Source organism: Rhizobium sp. X9, assembly GCF_018873185.1.
GTDB lineage: Bacteria > Pseudomonadota > Alphaproteobacteria > Rhizobiales > Rhizobiaceae > Agrobacterium > Agrobacterium oryzihabitans.
In genome coordinates, this window is the sequence record NZ_CP071311.1 from 25,048 (window position 1) to 40,218 (window position 15,171).

The 15,171-nt window shown below is 59.6% G+C and carries 16 protein-coding genes; all 16 read left to right on the forward strand.

Features of this window, described 5'->3' with window-relative positions; all coding sequences use genetic code 11:
* The 16 genes from murJ to metK all read left to right on the forward strand — a co-directional run bounded on the left by murJ (position 1) and on the right by metK (position 15,088).
* Positions 1-1,590 carry a murein biosynthesis integral membrane protein MurJ gene (murJ, locus tag JZY08_RS00115; protein WP_003493523.1) on the forward strand — a complete coding sequence of 530 codons (1,590 nt, stop codon included), beginning with the start codon at positions 1-3 and terminating at the stop codon, positions 1,588-1,590.
* Positions 1,590-1,994: a VOC family protein gene (locus JZY08_RS00120; protein ID WP_216330592.1), complete on the forward strand. Its 405-nt coding sequence runs from the start codon at positions 1,590-1,592 to the stop codon at positions 1,992-1,994. Before murJ ends, JZY08_RS00120 begins: the two co-directional genes overlap by 1 nt.
* A gap of 103 nt (positions 1,995-2,097) precedes the next feature.
* Positions 2,098-3,162 carry a tryptophan--tRNA ligase gene (gene trpS, locus JZY08_RS00125; RefSeq protein WP_216330593.1) on the forward strand — a complete coding sequence of 355 codons (1,065 nt, stop codon included), beginning with the start codon at positions 2,098-2,100 and terminating at the stop codon, positions 3,160-3,162.
* Between the two features lie 114 nt (positions 3,163-3,276).
* Positions 3,277-3,768, forward strand: coding sequence for a universal stress protein (locus tag JZY08_RS00130; protein ID WP_003493529.1), 492 nt, complete (start codon positions 3,277-3,279; stop codon positions 3,766-3,768).
* 144 nt (positions 3,769-3,912) lie between these two features.
* Positions 3,913-4,476: a NifU family protein gene (locus tag JZY08_RS00135; RefSeq protein ID WP_003493531.1), complete on the forward strand. Its 564-nt coding sequence runs from the start codon at positions 3,913-3,915 to the stop codon at positions 4,474-4,476.
* Positions 4,477-4,498: 22 nt separating this feature from the next.
* Positions 4,499-5,167 carry a tRNA (adenosine(37)-N6)-threonylcarbamoyltransferase complex dimerization subunit type 1 TsaB gene (gene tsaB / locus JZY08_RS00140; protein ID WP_216330594.1) on the forward strand — a complete coding sequence of 223 codons (669 nt, stop codon included), beginning with the start codon at positions 4,499-4,501 and terminating at the stop codon, positions 5,165-5,167.
* Positions 5,168-5,219: 52 nt separating this feature from the next.
* Entirely contained in the window at positions 5,220-5,714 is a 495-nt protein-coding gene (locus JZY08_RS00145) for a GNAT family N-acetyltransferase (protein ID WP_003493536.1), read from the forward strand.
* A gap of 70 nt (positions 5,715-5,784) precedes the next feature.
* The gene (locus JZY08_RS00150) at positions 5,785-6,213 is read left to right on the forward strand and encodes a Fur family transcriptional regulator (protein WP_003493538.1); all 429 of its coding nucleotides are present in this window, start codon (positions 5,785-5,787) and stop codon (positions 6,211-6,213) included.
* 30 nt (positions 6,214-6,243) lie between these two features.
* Complete coding sequence (locus tag JZY08_RS00155) at positions 6,244-7,038, forward strand: 1-acyl-sn-glycerol-3-phosphate acyltransferase (RefSeq protein ID WP_216330595.1); 795 nt, start codon at positions 6,244-6,246, stop codon at positions 7,036-7,038.
* Positions 7,039-7,103: 65 nt separating this feature from the next.
* Positions 7,104-8,507, forward strand: a complete 1,404-nt coding sequence (gene miaB, locus JZY08_RS00160) for a tRNA (N6-isopentenyl adenosine(37)-C2)-methylthiotransferase MiaB (protein WP_216330596.1) — start codon at positions 7,104-7,106, stop codon at positions 8,505-8,507.
* 40 nt (positions 8,508-8,547) lie between these two features.
* Positions 8,548-9,603, forward strand: a complete 1,056-nt coding sequence (locus tag JZY08_RS00165) for a PhoH family protein (RefSeq protein ID WP_216330597.1) — start codon at positions 8,548-8,550, stop codon at positions 9,601-9,603.
* A gap of 9 nt (positions 9,604-9,612) precedes the next feature.
* On the forward strand, positions 9,613-10,119 hold the full coding sequence (gene ybeY / locus JZY08_RS00170) for an rRNA maturation RNase YbeY (protein ID WP_082183604.1): 507 nt from the start codon (positions 9,613-9,615) through the stop codon (positions 10,117-10,119).
* 15 nt (positions 10,120-10,134) lie between these two features.
* Positions 10,135-11,274, forward strand: a complete 1,140-nt coding sequence (locus JZY08_RS00175) for a hemolysin family protein (protein ID WP_082183606.1) — start codon at positions 10,135-10,137, stop codon at positions 11,272-11,274.
* Positions 11,275-11,497: 223 nt separating this feature from the next.
* Positions 11,498-13,087: an apolipoprotein N-acyltransferase gene (gene lnt / locus JZY08_RS00180; protein ID WP_216330598.1), complete on the forward strand. Its 1,590-nt coding sequence runs from the start codon at positions 11,498-11,500 to the stop codon at positions 13,085-13,087.
* 134 nt (positions 13,088-13,221) lie between these two features.
* Positions 13,222-13,641 carry a helix-turn-helix domain-containing protein gene (locus JZY08_RS00185; protein ID WP_035241980.1) on the forward strand — a complete coding sequence of 140 codons (420 nt, stop codon included), beginning with the start codon at positions 13,222-13,224 and terminating at the stop codon, positions 13,639-13,641.
* Between the two features lie 184 nt (positions 13,642-13,825).
* Positions 13,826-15,088, forward strand: coding sequence for a methionine adenosyltransferase (metK, locus tag JZY08_RS00190; RefSeq protein ID WP_003493555.1), 1,263 nt, complete (start codon positions 13,826-13,828; stop codon positions 15,086-15,088).
* The last annotated feature ends 83 nt before the right edge of the window (positions 15,089-15,171 follow it).

The following is a 15,171-nucleotide window of genomic DNA, read 5'->3' on the forward strand; positions in this document are numbered from 1 at the left end:
ATGAGCCTGATCGGCAAGTTCGCCACCGTCGGCACGGCCACGCTCGGCAGCCGCATCTTCGGTTTTGTCCGCGAGACCCTGATGGCGGCCGCCGTTGGCACAGGCCCGGTGGCCGATGCCTTCAACGCCGCCTTCCGTTTCCCGAACACCTTCCGGCGTCTCTTTGCCGAAGGCGCGTTCAACTCGGCCTTCGTGCCGCTTTTCGCCAAGGAAATCGAGGCGAATGGCATGGAAGGCGCAAGACGCTTTTCCGAAGAGGTTTTCGGCGTTCTCTTTACCGTGCTTCTGGCCCTGACGATCCTGATGGAACTGTCGATGCCGTTCATCGTACGTACCGTGATTGCGCCGGGCTTTCTGGAAGACCCGGTGAAGTTCGACAACACCGTCCGTCTCGCCACCATCATGTTCCCCTATCTCGCCTGCATGTCGCTGGCGGCGATGATGGGCGGCATGCTGAATTCGCTGCACCGTTATTTCGCCGCCGCGATCGCGCCGGTTTTCCTCAATATCATCCTCATCGGCGTGCTCGCCTTGGCATGGTGGAAGAACTACGACCCTCTGCAGGTGGGCTTTGCCCTGTCTTGGGGAGTGATGGTTGCGGGTCTGGTGCAGCTTGCCATCGTCTGGATCGCGGTGCGCAATGCCGGCATGCGGATCGGTTTGCGCAGGCCCAGGCTGACGAAGAACGTCCAGCGGCTTCTGGTCCTCGCCCTGCCGGCGGCGATAACCGGTGGCATCACCCAGATCAATCTGCTGATCAACACCAATATCGCCTCTGCCGGCGAAGGTGTGATCTCCTCGCTCGCCTATGCGGACCGGATTTACCAGCTACCGCTCGGTGTCGTCGGCATCGCCGTCGCTACCGTGCTTCTGCCGGAACTGGCGCGGGCTTTGCGCGGCGGACATATGGTCGAGGCGGGAAGCCTGCAGAACCGTTCGGTCGAATTCGTGCTGTTCCTGACATTGCCCGCAGCGGCCGCCCTTCTCGTCATGGCCGAGCCCATCGTACGTTTTCTCTACGAGCGCGGCAATTTCTCGCCTTCGGCCACCATCACCGTTGCGCAGATCCTCGGCATCTACGGTCTTGGCTTGCCGGCTTTCGTGCTGATCAAAGCATTTATTCCCGGTTTCTTCGCCCGCGAGGATACCCGCACGCCGATGATCTTTGCGGCAATTTCCGTGGTGGTAAACGTCTCGCTCGCGCTGACGCTCTTCCCGCGCCTTGGCGGTCCGGGCATCGCCATCGCTGAAATAACCGCCGGCTGGGTGAATGCCGCCCTGCTGTTCGGCATGCTCCTGTGGCGCGGGCACTGGCAGGTGGATATTCCGCTGCTGACCCGCATTCCGCGATTGCTTCTGGCCTCTGCCCTCATGGCCGGCTTCGTGCACTATGCGCTGACCTATCTGAGCTTCGAGCTGTCTTCCGCCTCGTCGATTTTTGTGCGGGCAGGAACGATCATGGCTCTCGTCTTCGCAGCCATGCTGGTCTATTTCGCGCTCGCCTTCGTGTCCGGCGGCGCTGATATCGGCATGGTGAAGAGAGCCATCCGCAAGCGCGGCAAGAAGAGCGTCGAAACGGAGGCTGGCTGATGTCCTTTGCTGAAAACCGGCGCATCGCTCTCGTCACCCTTGTTGTGGATGATTACGATCGGGCAAAGGCATTTTATTGCGAGGCTCTCGGGTTCGAGTGCCTTTCCGATCAACCGCTTGGCGATGGCAAGCGGTGGGTGGTGGTGAAGCCGCAAGGGACTGAAGGCGGCGCCCTGCTGCTTGCCCAGGCGGATGGTGAACCACAGCGGTTTGCCGTCGGCAACCAGACGGGTGGAAGGGTCGGATTTTTCCTCCACACCGACAATTTCCAAAGCGACTATGAGACCATGCTTGCGCGCGGCGTGCGCTTTCTGGAAGAACCGCGCCATGAGGCTTACGGTTCTGTCGCAGTCTTTTCCGACCCTTATGGAAATCGCTGGGATCTTCTGGAACCGCGCGGCTAAGATGCCCTGAAACCGCTTGATTGCGAGGGGCTGCGGGTGCATAAGCGCGCGTGCAAATCCAACCATGGGGCGGGGCCCTCCACAAGCCTTTTCGAGGACGACAATGAACGCATTCAAGCCGCTGGTTTTCTCGGGCGTCCAGCCGACCGGCAATCTGCATCTCGGCAATTATCTCGGCGCGATCCGCAAGTTCGTGGCGCTGCAGGAAGATAACGACTGCATCTATTGCGTGGTCGATATGCACGCCATCACCGCCCAGCTCGTTCACTCCGACCTGAAGGCGCAGACCCGCTCCATCGCCGCCGCCTTCATTGCGTCGGGCATCGACCCCGTAAAGCATATCGTCTTCAACCAGTCGGCCGTGCCGCAGCATGCGGAACTGGCATGGGTGTTCAACTGCGTGGCGCGCATCGGCTGGATGGAGCGCATGACCCAGTTCAAGGACAAGTCCGGCAAGAATGCCGAGCAGGTCTCGCTTGGACTGCTGGCCTATCCAAGCCTGATGGCCGCCGACATTCTCGTTTATCGCGCTACCCACGTGCCCGTTGGCGACGACCAGAAACAGCATCTGGAACTCGCCCGCGACATCGCCCAGAAATTCAACATCGATTTCGGCGATCATATCCGCAAGGCGGGTCTCGGGCTCGACATCACGGTGGGCGACGAGCCGGTGCATGCCTATTTCCCGATGGTGGAGCCGCTGATCGGCGGTCCGGCCCCGCGCGTGATGTCGTTGAAGGACGGCACCAAAAAGATGTCGAAGTCCGATCCATCCGACCTGTCGCGCATCAACCTGATGGACGATGTCGATGCCATCTCCAGAAAGATCAAGAAGGCAAAGACAGATCCGGATGCGTTGCCGAGCGAAGTCGAAGGCCTGAAGGGACGGCCCGAGGCTGAAAACCTCGTTGGCATCTATGCCGCGCTCTCCGACAAGACGAAGGGGGATGTTCTTTCCGAATTCGGCGGGCAGCAGTTTTCTGCCTTCAAGCCGGCTCTCGTTGAGCTTGCCGTCAATGTGCTGGCGCCTGTGAACAATGAGATGCGTCGCCTTCTCGACGACCCGACCCATATCGATGCCATCCTCAGCCAGGGTGGCGAACGGGCTCGCGCGATCGCTGAGAAGACGATGAACGAGGTGCGCGACATCATCGGCTTCCTGCGCTGACCACGCACCGCCTGCGAACGACGGCAGGCGGTTTGCGCCTGCCTTGATTTGATATAATCTCCGCCCGAACCGTCGGGCGGTTTCTCGGATCACGGCGGATTGAGGGAGTGCGGAATGGTTTCAACACGGCTGTCGCGTCTGGAAGGGCATCGTCGCAAGTTTCTCGCTGTTATCGATGACACACCGGAATGCGAAAGGGCCGTGCACTACGCCGGTCGTCGCGCCAAGAACTCCAATGGCGGGCTGGTTCTGCTCTATGTGATACCGGAAGGCGATTTCCAGCAATGGCTGGGTGTCGAGCAGATCATGCGGGCAGAAGCGCGCGAGGAAGCGGAAGCCACCCTCGCCAAGATCGCCCAGAAGGTGCGTGAAACAATCGGCATCGAGCCGGAAGCCGTGATCCGCGAAGGTAGCGCCACCGAGCAGATCCATGGGCTGATCGAGGAAGACCGCGATATCGCGATTCTGGTGCTGGCGGCGGGTTCGACGAAGGAAGGGCCGGGACCGCTCGTTTCCTCTATCGCCGGGCGCGGTGCAGCCTTCCCGATTCCCGTCACCGTGTTGCCGGATACGCTGACGGATGAGGAAATCGACGCACTCTGCTGATCTGATCTTGGGGCAAGATCTAGGGGCTGACGATTTCTTGAATGTAATTATCATGTCAGGGCTTGAAGTGAAGCTTCGCCGGGCGTATTTTTTGGAAGAATTCTAAATTACGGGGCGTGAACGGCGACCTCGAAGGAGAAGACGATGTTCATTCAGACGGAAGCCACGCCGAACCCCACGACGCTGAAGTTCCTGCCCGGAAAGGTGGTGCTGGAAAGCGGCACGGCGGAGTTCCTCAACCCCGCGCAGGCGCAGGCCTCGCCGCTGGCAGAGCGCCTTTTCACCATTCCAGGTGTCACCGGCGTTTATTTCGGCTTCGATTTCATCACCGTCACCAAGGATGGCGCTGAATGGCAGCACCTGAAGCCCGCCATTCTGGGCTCGATCATGGAACATTTCATGTCCGGCCGCCCGATCATGGGCACCGCGATTGCCGCCGAAGTGTCGGATGAAGAAGGTGAGTTCTTCGAAGAGGGTGACGAAACCATCGTCGCCACCATCAAGGAACTGCTGGATACCCGCGTTCGCCCCGCCGTTGCGCAGGATGGCGGCGACATCACCTTCCGCGGCTTCCGCGACGGCACGGTGTTCCTGAACATGAAGGGTGCCTGCTCGGGTTGCCCGTCCTCCACGGCCACGCTGAAGCATGGCGTTCAGAACCTGCTTCGCCATTTCGTGCCGGAAGTGCGCGAAGTCGAAGCGGTATGACATTTCTAAGCCAGGCCACGCCATGATTGTTCTTTCACTCGACACATCAGGCGTGGACTGTTCTGCCTGCGTTTATGACAGTGCCTCCGACACGGTGCTTGGAGAAATATGCGAAACGATCGGCAAGGGACATGCCGAGCGGCTGATGGCCGTGATCGACGGTGCCTTGCACCAAGCGCATCTGCCGCTGCAAAAGGTGGAGCGCATAGCGGTGACGATCGGTCCAGGCTCCTTCACCGGTATCCGCGTCGGCGTTGCCGCCGCGCGCGGCTTTGCATTGTCGCTCGGCATTGAGGCCGTCGGCGTGACCACGCTTGAGACACTCGCCTTGCACCATCTGTTGGAAAATCCCGGTCGGCCTGTCGCTGTCGGGCTGGATGCCAAACGCGGCGAAACCTATCTCCAGACATTTGCAGTGGATGGATCGCCGCTTGGCGAGGCGGTACTCCTGTCGCTGGACGATGCCAAATCGGTTCTCTCGGGTTTCGGCGGCGTCATTATCGGTTCCGCCGCCCCTCTTTTTGCAGGATCCGAGGCGGGCTCCGGGCCGGATCACTTCCCGATCGCCACCGTTGCGCGCGTCGGCGCACGCAAGCCGGCGGGCCAGAAGAAACCCGCACCGCTTTATCTGCGGGGGCCGGATGCCCGGCCGCAAACCGGTTTTGCGCTGGCACGCCAGGACGTTGCCTGATAGGGCATTCGTCAATACGTGCCAATGATTCCTGTGATGCCCGATTGCTGTTATGTTTGACGAATACCTGAGCTGGAAGCCCTATTTCGAGATCGTGCCGATGCAGCATGAGGATTGCGCCGGCGTGGCGGAACTGCATGCGCTGCGCTTTCCGCGTCCCTGGAATGATGGGGAGTTTTCCGGGCTTTTGACGCAAGGGTCGGTTTTCGGTGCTGTCGCCCGTCAGACGAACGCGTTTTTCAGCAGGCCGCTCGGCGGTTTCGTGCTCGCGCGTGAAGTGGCGGGCGAGGCGGAAATCCTGACCGTTGCCGTGGCCGACAAGTTTGCGCGCTCCGGTCTCGGCTGGCGTCTGATGCAATCGGCCGTCCGTGAGGCGATGATGCGTGGCGCGGAAACCATGTTCCTCGAGGTGGACAACAGCAACGCCTCCGCGCTCGGGCTCTACAAAAAGCTCGGCTTTAAAACGGTTGCGGAGCGCAAGGCCTATTACACGGCCAAGGATGGAACGAAGTCGACGGCGCTTGTCATGCGCCGCGATCTTCGCTAGTTCCCGTTCGACAGGCATTTTTCGGCGAAAGCCGCAGAAACCAACCGGAAGACTCAAAAGGCCAGAAGACGTGATAGACCTTTCGAAAACGCTGGAGGAGCTTTGTGCCGAGCGCGGCATGCGGATGACGGATCAACGCCGCGTCATCGCCCGTGTCCTGCAGGAATCCGCCGACCATCCCGATGTCGAGGAGCTTTACCGCCGCTCCTCCGCCGTGGATCCGCGCATATCAATTTCCACCGTCTACAGAACGGTGAAGCTGTTCGAGGATGCCGGCATCATCGAGCGTCACGATTTTCGTGATGGCCGCTCGCGTTACGAGACGGTGCCCGAGGAACACCACGATCATCTGATCGACCTGAAAAACGGCGTCGTCATCGAGTTTCATTCGCCTGAGATCGAGGCCCTTCAGGAAAAGATCGCCCGGGAACACGGCTTCAAGCTCGTCGATCATCGGCTGGAACTTTACGGCGTGCCGTTGAAGCCCGGCGAACGCTGAGACGCCGGTGAACAGACGGGCGTTTCAATCATGATGTGGCTCCGGACAGCCTATATTGCGGTCGTTCTCCTGATCGTCACGCTCATATTGCTGCCGCTGCAACTCCTGGGCCTCGCCTTCGACTGGCGGCTTCGCCGCCGCATTCCGCGCGTCTGGCACCGCATCGCCTGCCATGTTCTCGGCATCCGCGTCCATGTCCACGGAGAGGTGGAACGGGCAAAACCGCTGATGCTGGCGGTCAACCACGCCTCCTGGAAAGACATTCTCGTTCTCGGCGGCATTGCCGATGTCGTGTTCATCGCCAAGACGGAGGTGAGGGACTGGCCGGTTTTCGGCTGGCTTGCCAGGCTGCAGAAAAGCATCTTCGTCCAGCGTGAACAGAAGCGCAGCACGGGCGAGCAGGTGGGCGAGATTGCCGCCCGCATGGCCGATGGCGAGATCGTTGTCCTGTTTCCCGAAGGCACCACCTCGGATGGCAACCGCATGCTTGCCGTCAAATCCTCGCTGTTCGGCGCCGCCTCCACCGCGGCCGAGCAGGTTCCGGGCAAGCTTGTTTACGTGCAGCCGGTCGCGATCGCCTATACGCGGGTGCACGGCATGGCCATGGGACGTTATCACCGGGTCATTGCGGCCTGGCCGGGCAGCATAACCCTGGTGCCGCATCTGCTCGGCATCATCAAAGCGGGCGCCATCGACGTCGACGTGACATTCGGTGACAGCGTTCCGTTTCACAACACGGATAACCGCAAGCGCCTTGCGACCGATATCGCCGCTTCAATCCGTTCCATGCTGGCCTTCAGCCTGCGCGGTGGCTGGCGGAAATAGCGGGAGCATAGCTTTTCCGGCATTTTTCTGTTTAATCTGGCCGGGAAAAACACTAGATAGCCGCCATGACCCAGGAAACCATCAGCCTCGACGCTCCCGAAATGATCACCCGCGAGGGTTCGAACACCCGCAAGGTTTTTATCAAGACCTATGGCTGTCAGATGAACGTTTACGATTCCGTCCGCATGAGCGATGCGCTGGCGAAGGATGGTTACGTTCAGACCGAGGATATGGGCGAGGCGGATCTGGTTCTGCTGAATACCTGTCACATCCGTGAAAAGGCGGCTGAAAAGGTCTATTCGGCGCTTGGACGCCTGCGCGACATGAAAAAATCGCGCGAAGAGCAGGGCCGCGAATTCATGATCGGTGTTGCCGGCTGTGTGGCGCAGGCGGAAGGCGAGGAAATCCTTCGCCGTGCGCCCGCTGTCGATGTCGTCATCGGCCCCCAGACCTATCACCGCCTACCGGACGCCTTGAAGCGGGTGCGCGGTGGTGAACGCGTCATCGAGACCGAATATGCCGTCGAGGACAAGTTCGAGCATCTGCCGGTGGCCGAGAAGGCGACGCTGCGCACGCGCGGCGTGACCGCGTTTCTGACGGTGCAGGAAGGCTGCGACAAGTTCTGCACCTTCTGTGTTGTGCCCTATACGCGTGGTTCGGAAGTTTCCCGTCCCGTGCGCCAGATCGTCGATGAGGCGATGAAGCTGGTGGATGCCGGCGTGCGCGAGATCACGCTGCTTGGCCAGAACGTCAACGCCTGGCAGGGCGAAGGCCCGAAGGGCGAAAAATGGGGCCTCGCCGAACTGCTTTACCGGCTGGCGGAAATCTCCGGCCTCGCGCGGCTGCGTTATACCACCAGCCACCCGCGAGACATGGATGATCGCCTGATTGGCGCCCATCGCGATCTGCGGATCCTGATGCCCTATCTGCATCTGCCGGTGCAATCAGGCTCGGACCGCATCCTGAAGGCGATGAACCGCCGCCATACGGGCGAGGAATATATCCAGCTTATCGAAAAAATCCGCGCCGCCCGCCCTGATATCGCCATGTCGGGGGATTTTATTGTCGGCTTCCCCGGCGAGACGGATCGTGATTTCGAAGATACGATGGCGATTGTCGAGCAGGTGAAATACGCACAGGCCTTCTCCTTCAAATATTCCACCCGTCCCGGCACGCCGGGCGCCGATCTCACGGATCAGGTTGCGGAAGAGGTGAAGGCCGAGCGGCTGGAAAGATTGCAGGCCCTGCTGCTGCGGCAGCAGAAGGAATTTGCGGAATCGCTGGTCGGAAAAACCATGGATGTGTTGCTGGAAAAGCCCGGCCGCATGCCTGAACAGTTGATAGGTCGCTCTCCCTGGCTGCAATCCGTGAATCTTGATGCAAAGACTTTGAAAATCGGTGACATTGTTAATGTACGAATCACCGCAACGGGTCCAAACAGCTTGTTTGCCGAGGTGGCAGAGAGTTAGAGTGAGGAGCCGACACTGATTGGGACAGGAGCCTGACCGCTTGAACGCACATGAATTGGTATCACCTTCATCGCGCCAGCCACGCCAAGCCGCGACCGACGCCAATCACTTCGTCCTCACGTTCGAGAATAACAGGATAGCGGGAGAGCTATTCGGTCAGTTCGATCAGAACCTGAAGCTCTTGGAACAACGCCTCAACATCGATGCACGTCCGCGCGGCAATTCCGTTGCCATCACCGGCGATGTCGTTGCCACCAATCAGGCCCGCCGCGCGCTTGATTTCCTTTATGAGCGCCTGCTCAAGGGCGGAACCGCCGAGGTTTCCGACGTGGAAGGCGCGATCCGCATGGCCATGGCCGCAGACGACCAGCTGACCTTGCCGACCATGGAACGCAAGGCGAAGATTTCCATGGCGCAGATTTCCACCCGCAAGAAGACCATCGCTGCCCGCACGCCGACGCAGGATGTGTATATGCGGGCGCTGGAACAGTCCGAGCTTGTTTTCGGCGTCGGCCCTGCCGGCACCGGCAAGACCTATCTGGCTGTGGCGCATGCGGCGCAGCTGCTGGAGCGCGGCGCGGTCGACCGTATCATCCTGTCGCGTCCGGCGGTGGAAGCGGGCGAACGCCTGGGCTTCCTGCCAGGCGACATGAAGGAAAAGGTCGATCCCTATCTGCGCCCGCTTTACGACGCGCTTTATGACATGATGCCGGGTGACAAGGTGGAGCGCGCCATTCAGGCGGGCGTCATCGAAATTGCCCCGCTCGCCTTCATGCGCGGCCGCACACTTGCCAACGCCGCCGTTATTCTGGACGAAGCCCAGAATACGACGACGATGCAGATGAAAATGTTCCTGACCCGTCTCGGCGAGAACGGCCGCATGATCGTGACCGGTGACCCAAGCCAGGTGGACCTTCCGCGCGGCGTGAAGTCCGGCCTTGTCGAAGCCCTGCAAATCCTCACCGATGTGGAAGGCGTGTCCGTCGTCCGCTTCAAGGATGTCGACGTCGTGCGTCATCCGATGGTGGCGCGGATCGTCAGGGCTTACGAATCCCACACGGCGGTGCCGGATGAAAGCCTCGCGAAGGGCAGCTGACGCAAAACAATGACAGTTCTGGATATTCAAATCAGCGTCGAGACCGAAGGTTGGTCCTCGGAAGAGGACCTTCATGCCTTCGCCACCAAGGCGCTGGATGCGGCGGTTGATGTTCTGAAGCGGGAAGAGGAGCAACCCTTCCCGAAAATACCGGTGGAACTGTCGCTGGTGTTTACCGACGACGAAAATATTCGGGAAATCAACGCCGAGTGGCGCGACAAGGACAAGGCAACCAACGTCTTGTCTTTTCCTGCTTTTCCGCTGGAACCGGGTGGAATGCCCGGCCCGATGCTGGGTGATATCGTCATTGCCCGTGAGACGGTTGAACGCGAGGCTCTTGAACTTGAGAAGAGTTTCGGGGATCATCTGACCCATCTTCTCGTTCATGGGTTCCTGCATTTGTTCGGTTATGACCACATGGACGAGGAGGAAGCGGAAGAAATGGAGTCGCTTGAGACTCGCATTTTGGCGGTGCTTGGCCTATCTGATCCTTACGCGGGACAGGAACCGCTTTAAATATTGTCTGGAGCCATGAACGAACATTCTGCACGACCTGCCAATGAGGGCAGAGAAAACGGCGAGCAGTCCTCCTCGGAAGAGGGCAGTAGTCACTTACGTCAAGACCTCACTGCAAAGCCGAGATCGACGATCTGGTCGCGCATCGGACGGTTGCTGAAACCGTCACAGGGCGAGCGCCTGCGCGAAGATTTGACCGACGCGCTGATGGCCGACACTGAAATCGGTGCCGCCTTTTCGCCCGAAGAGCGGGCGATGCTGAACAATATCCTGCGTTTCCGGGAGGTTCGGGTCGAAGATATCATGATCCCGCGGGTCGATATTGACGGTCTCGATCAGAATATGACGATCGGCGATGCGCTGATCCTCTTCGAAGAAACGGGGCGTTCCCGCATGCCGGTCTACGAAGAGACGCTGGATGACCCCAAGGGCATGATCCATATCCGCGATCTCCTGGCCTATGTGGCCAAGCAGGCCCGCAACAAACGCCGCGCCGGATCGCGAAGCGTCGCCTATGGCGAGACGAAGGCACCGCGTTCGCCGCGACCGAATTTCGACCTTGCGCGGGTCGATCTGGAACAGACGGTTGCCGATGCCGGGCTGGTGCGTAAAATTCTTTTTGCGCCACCCTCGATGCTGGCCTCCGATCTCTTGAAGACCATGCAGGCGCAGCGGACGCAGCTCGCCCTCGTGATCGACGAATATGGCGGCACGGACGGCCTCGTCAGCCATGAGGACATCGTCGAGATGGTCGTGGGCGATATCGATGACGAGCATGACAAGGACGAAGCGATGTTTTCGCGTGTCTCTGCCGATGTGCTCGTGGCCGATGCCCGCGCCGAACTCACGGAACTTGCCGAGGCAATTGGCCCCGAATTCGATGTGCGTGAGCATCTGGAAGAAATCGATACACTCGGCGGTCTTATCTTCTTCGCGCTCGGCCGCATTCCGGCCAAGGGCGAGGTTGTCAGGGCCGTGCCCGGTTTCGAATTCCAGATCCTCGATGCGGATACAAGGCGTATCAAGGGTGTCAGGATTGTCCGTGATCACGGTTCGGAAGGTCAGGATGACCGTGCGCCTGGCGAAGCCAATGAGGTGATTGCGCTGCCGGCGCCGGATGTCCGCCTCATCACGCACCAGCAGAACGCCGACTGAGGAGGGCCGACGGGGAGGGTCCCCGTCGCCGCCACCTTTGAATGCCTCAATCAAACAGGTTTGAAAGCCCTTGATGACTGGCGAAAACGCCACGAGATGCTTTGGCCGCCATCCCCCCTGTGGACTGCGAATCTTTTTTCCTTTACGTCGAATTTGAGGGAAAATTCCTTTGTGCGGCCTTGCCGGAACGGGCTTTTCCGGACGCGCATAAAACGGAGATTGTATGGAGCGTCTTGCAGGCAGGGTAATGCTGGCCGGTGGCATGAGCCGCGCAGCAATGGCGGTTGCCGCAGGCGCGGTCGGGGCACTGGCCTTGCCTCCGTTCGGCTTTTTCGCGGCACTGTTTTTGTCTTTTACCCTGCTTGTCTGGCTTGTGGATGGCTGCACCGGCAAGCCGGGCGGCGGCATTTTCAGCCGTGTCATGCCGGCGTTCGGCATCGGCTGGTGTTTTGGGCTGGGCTATTTCGTGGCGGGCCTGTGGTGGCTGGGCAATGCGCTTCTGCTGGAAGCCGATGAGTTCGCCTGGGCGCTGCCGCTCGCCATCCTCGGCCTCCCGGCTTTTCTGGCACTGTTTTACGGTTTTGCGGTCGCAGCCGCCAATGTCTTCTGGTCGGATGGTGTCGGTCGCATTGCTGCACTCGCCGCCGCATTCGGCTTTTCGGAATGGCTGCGCAGCTTTCTTGCGACGGGCTTTCCCTGGAATGCCATCGGTTACGGCATCATGCCCGTGCCGATCATGATGCAGTCGGCGCATCTGCTCGGCCTTTTTGCAGTGACCACGCTTGCCGTCTTCATCTTTGCGGCCCCCGCCCTGATTGGTACGAAAAAAGGCATGTGGCCCGGCCTGGTCCTGGCGGGTCTGCTGCTTGCCGGTCATTTCGGTTATGGCTTCTACCGCCTTCAGGCACCGGCCGAACCGCCGGCGGATGCGCTGACTGTCAGGATCGTGCAGCCGTCGATCGACCAGTCCCGCAAAATGCTGAATGATGACCGGGCGGAGATTTTCGCAGAGCATCTGCGGCTGACAGCTCTGCCGCCAAGTGAAGGAAAAAAACGACCGGACATCGTCGTCTGGCCGGAAACCTCCGTGCCTTTTATCCTGACACAGAACCCGGATGCTCTGGCGGAAATCGCCAAGACACTCGAAGATGGGCAGGTGCTGTTCACCGGCGCCGTCAGAATGGAAGATCAGGGAGCCGGCCGGCCGCCGCGCTATTATAATTCGGTCTATGCGATCGACAGTCAGGGCGAGATCATCGGGGCGACCGACAAGGTCCATCTGACACCCTTTGGCGAGTACGTTCCCTTTGAAGGCATCCTGCGGGAATTCGGCATCGACAATGTCATCAGCCTGCCCGGAGGCTTCTCGGCCGCCTCTTCACGCACGCCTCTGACCCTTCCTTCCGGTAAGACCTTCTATCCGCTGATCTGTTACGAGATCATTTTTCCGGGCGAGATGACGCCGGGTCTGGCAGGGTCGGCAGCCATCCTGAACGTGACGAATGATGGCTGGTTCGGCGATACACCCGGCCCTTACCAGCATTTCCTACAGGCCAGAGTGCGCGCCGTTGAGACGGGAGTGCCGGTGATTCGCGGGGCAAATACCGGGATTTCCGCCGTCATTGACCCCTATGGCCGCATTATTGCCGGGTTGGACTACGGCCGGATCGGAATTGTTGACGCCACTTTGAGTGGTGGGTCAAACGACGCATTTACTTACGACACACATCGGACGTATTTCTGGTTGATTTTTTCAATCCTTTTGATGGTTGCGGTATCGACTGCCTGGAGTTTTGCGCGGCGCCAGAATTGACCAGCAACCCCCACAATTGCATAGTGAATACGTCAGTCGTAAAACAAGTTTGGACGCTGTCGAAATGCCGGCTCATTTTTTCGAATGAGTAATGAAGCGAGATATCAACCCTTTCCGAGTGTCAGGACCGCATGATGACCGAGAATAAGAAAAAGCCTAACCCCATCGACATTCATGTCGGAAGCCGAATTCGCCTTCGCAGAACCATGCTTGGCATGAGCCAGGAAAAGCTGGGTGAAAGTCTCGGAATTACCTTTCAGCAAATCCAGAAGTACGAAAAGGGCACGAACCGTGTCGGCGCCAGCCGCCTGCAGAACATATCGGGGATTTTGAACGTACCCGTTTCCTTCTTCTTCGAAGACGCACCTGGCGATCAGGTTGGCGGCGCGCCCGGCATGGCGGAAGCATCCAGCTCCAACTACGTGGTGGATTTCCTGTCGTCGGCGGAAGGTCTGCAGCTGAACCGCGCATTTGTGAAGATTGCCGACCCAAAGGTTCGCCGTCGTCTCGTCGATCTCGTCAAGGCGCTCGCCGCCGAGGGAGATGCGGAGTAGGCCGCGCTGCGCAGTAAATTTCCGGCACGGGATGCCGGGCACTCAACGGTCCGCAAGGGCCGTTTTTTTGTGCCGAATTGGAAAGGAATTCTCACATAAAGATATATTTATGTGGTTGTGTCCTTGTTTTTCATGGCCGAAATGACTAACAAACTCCAAGACCGTTCTTTGAGGGGAATCCCGCATGCGTGCCAATTATCTGTTCACCAGCGAGTCCGTGGCCGAGGGTCATCCGGACAAGGTTTGTGATCGTATTTCCGATGAAATCGTGGATCTCATTTACCGTGAAGCGACCAAGACGGGTGTTGACCCCTGGACCGTGCGCATCGCATGCGAAACGCTTGCGACCACCAACCGCGTCGTTATCGCCGGTGAGGTGCGGGTTCCCGACACCCTGCTGAAGAAGGACAAGGACGGCAAGGTCCTGAAGGACGCCGCTGGCCATCCGGTCATCAACCCTTCGAAATTCAAGTCCGCCGCCCGCAAGGCGATCCGTGACATCGGCTACGAGCAGGATGGTTTTCACTGGAAGACGGCCAAGATCGACGTTCTCCTGCATCCGCAGTCGGCGGACATCGCGCAGGGCGTGGACAATGCTTCCGACAAGCAGGGCGACGAAGGTGCAGGCGACCAGGGCATCATGTTCGGTTACGCCTGCAAGGAAACGCCGGACCTGATGCCGGCGCCGATCTATTATTCTCACCGTATCCTGCAGTTGCTCGCAACCGCCCGCAAAAGCGGTGAAGGCGAAGCTGCTAAACTCGGACCGGACGCCAAGAGCCAGGTGACTGTTCGTTACGTCGACGGCAAGGCTTCGGAAGCCGTATCCATCGTTCTGTCCACGCAGCATCTCGATGCAAGCTGGGACTCGAAGAAGGTGCGCGCCGTCGTCGAGCCCTATATCCGCGAGGCTCTGGGCGACCTGAAGATCGCTGACGATTGCCAGTGGTACATCAACCCGACCGGCAAGTTCGTCATCGGTGGTCCCGACGGCGATGCAGGCCTGACCGGCCGCAAGATCATTGTCGACACCTATGGCGGTGCTGCCCCCCACGGTGGCGGTGCATTCTCCGGCAAGGACACGACCAAGGTCGACCGTTCCGCTGCCTATGCTGCGCGCTATCTCGCCAAGAACGTTGTGGCCGCCGGCTTTGCCGATCGTTGCACCATCCAGATCGCTTACGCGATCGGTATCGCCCAGCCTTTGTCGATCTATGTCGATCTGCACGGCACCGGCAAGGTCAGCGAAGATCAGGTCGAAGGCGCCATCCGCAAGGTCATGGACCTGTCGCCGTCGGGCATTCGCCGTCATCTCGATCTCAACAAGCCGATCTATGCCAAGACGTCCTCCTACGGCCATTTCGGCCGCAAGGCTGGCCGTGACGGCTCCTTCTCCTGGGAGAAGCTCGATCTGGTGAAGCCGCTCAAGGAAGCTTTGAGCGCCTAACCCTTGTCATTTGACGGCGATTGAGAGATACCGTCACCAACCTTTTGTAACCCGCACAGCGCCTCATGTGGCGCTGTGCGGGT

Excerpts from the sequence above, each read along its gene's own strand:
- trpS (WP_216330593.1), top strand. The coding sequence starts at position 2,098 with ATGAACGCATTCAAGCCGCTGGTTTTCTCGGGCGTCCAGCCGACCGGC.
- metK (WP_003493555.1), top strand. The coding sequence starts at position 13,826 with ATGCGTGCCAATTATCTGTTCACCAGCGAGTCCGTGGCCGAGGGTCAT.
- JZY08_RS00185 (WP_035241980.1), top strand. The coding sequence starts at position 13,222 with ATGACCGAGAATAAGAAAAAGCCTAACCCCATCGACATTCATGTCGGA.
- tsaB (WP_216330594.1), top strand. The coding sequence starts at position 4,499 with ATGATTGTTCTTTCACTCGACACATCAGGCGTGGACTGTTCTGCCTGC.
- murJ (WP_003493523.1), top strand. The coding sequence starts at position 1 with ATGAGCCTGATCGGCAAGTTCGCCACCGTCGGCACGGCCACGCTCGGC.
- JZY08_RS00120 (WP_216330592.1), top strand. The coding sequence starts at position 1,590 with ATGTCCTTTGCTGAAAACCGGCGCATCGCTCTCGTCACCCTTGTTGTG.
- JZY08_RS00145 (WP_003493536.1), top strand. The coding sequence starts at position 5,220 with ATGTTTGACGAATACCTGAGCTGGAAGCCCTATTTCGAGATCGTGCCG.
- JZY08_RS00155 (WP_216330595.1), top strand. The coding sequence starts at position 6,244 with ATGATGTGGCTCCGGACAGCCTATATTGCGGTCGTTCTCCTGATCGTC.
- lnt (WP_216330598.1), top strand. The coding sequence starts at position 11,498 with ATGGAGCGTCTTGCAGGCAGGGTAATGCTGGCCGGTGGCATGAGCCGC.
- JZY08_RS00135 (WP_003493531.1), top strand. The coding sequence starts at position 3,913 with ATGTTCATTCAGACGGAAGCCACGCCGAACCCCACGACGCTGAAGTTC.
- miaB (WP_216330596.1), top strand. The coding sequence starts at position 7,104 with ATGACCCAGGAAACCATCAGCCTCGACGCTCCCGAAATGATCACCCGC.
- JZY08_RS00130 (WP_003493529.1), top strand. The coding sequence starts at position 3,277 with ATGGTTTCAACACGGCTGTCGCGTCTGGAAGGGCATCGTCGCAAGTTT.
- ybeY (WP_082183604.1), top strand. The coding sequence starts at position 9,613 with ATGACAGTTCTGGATATTCAAATCAGCGTCGAGACCGAAGGTTGGTCC.
- JZY08_RS00175 (WP_082183606.1), top strand. The coding sequence starts at position 10,135 with ATGAACGAACATTCTGCACGACCTGCCAATGAGGGCAGAGAAAACGGC.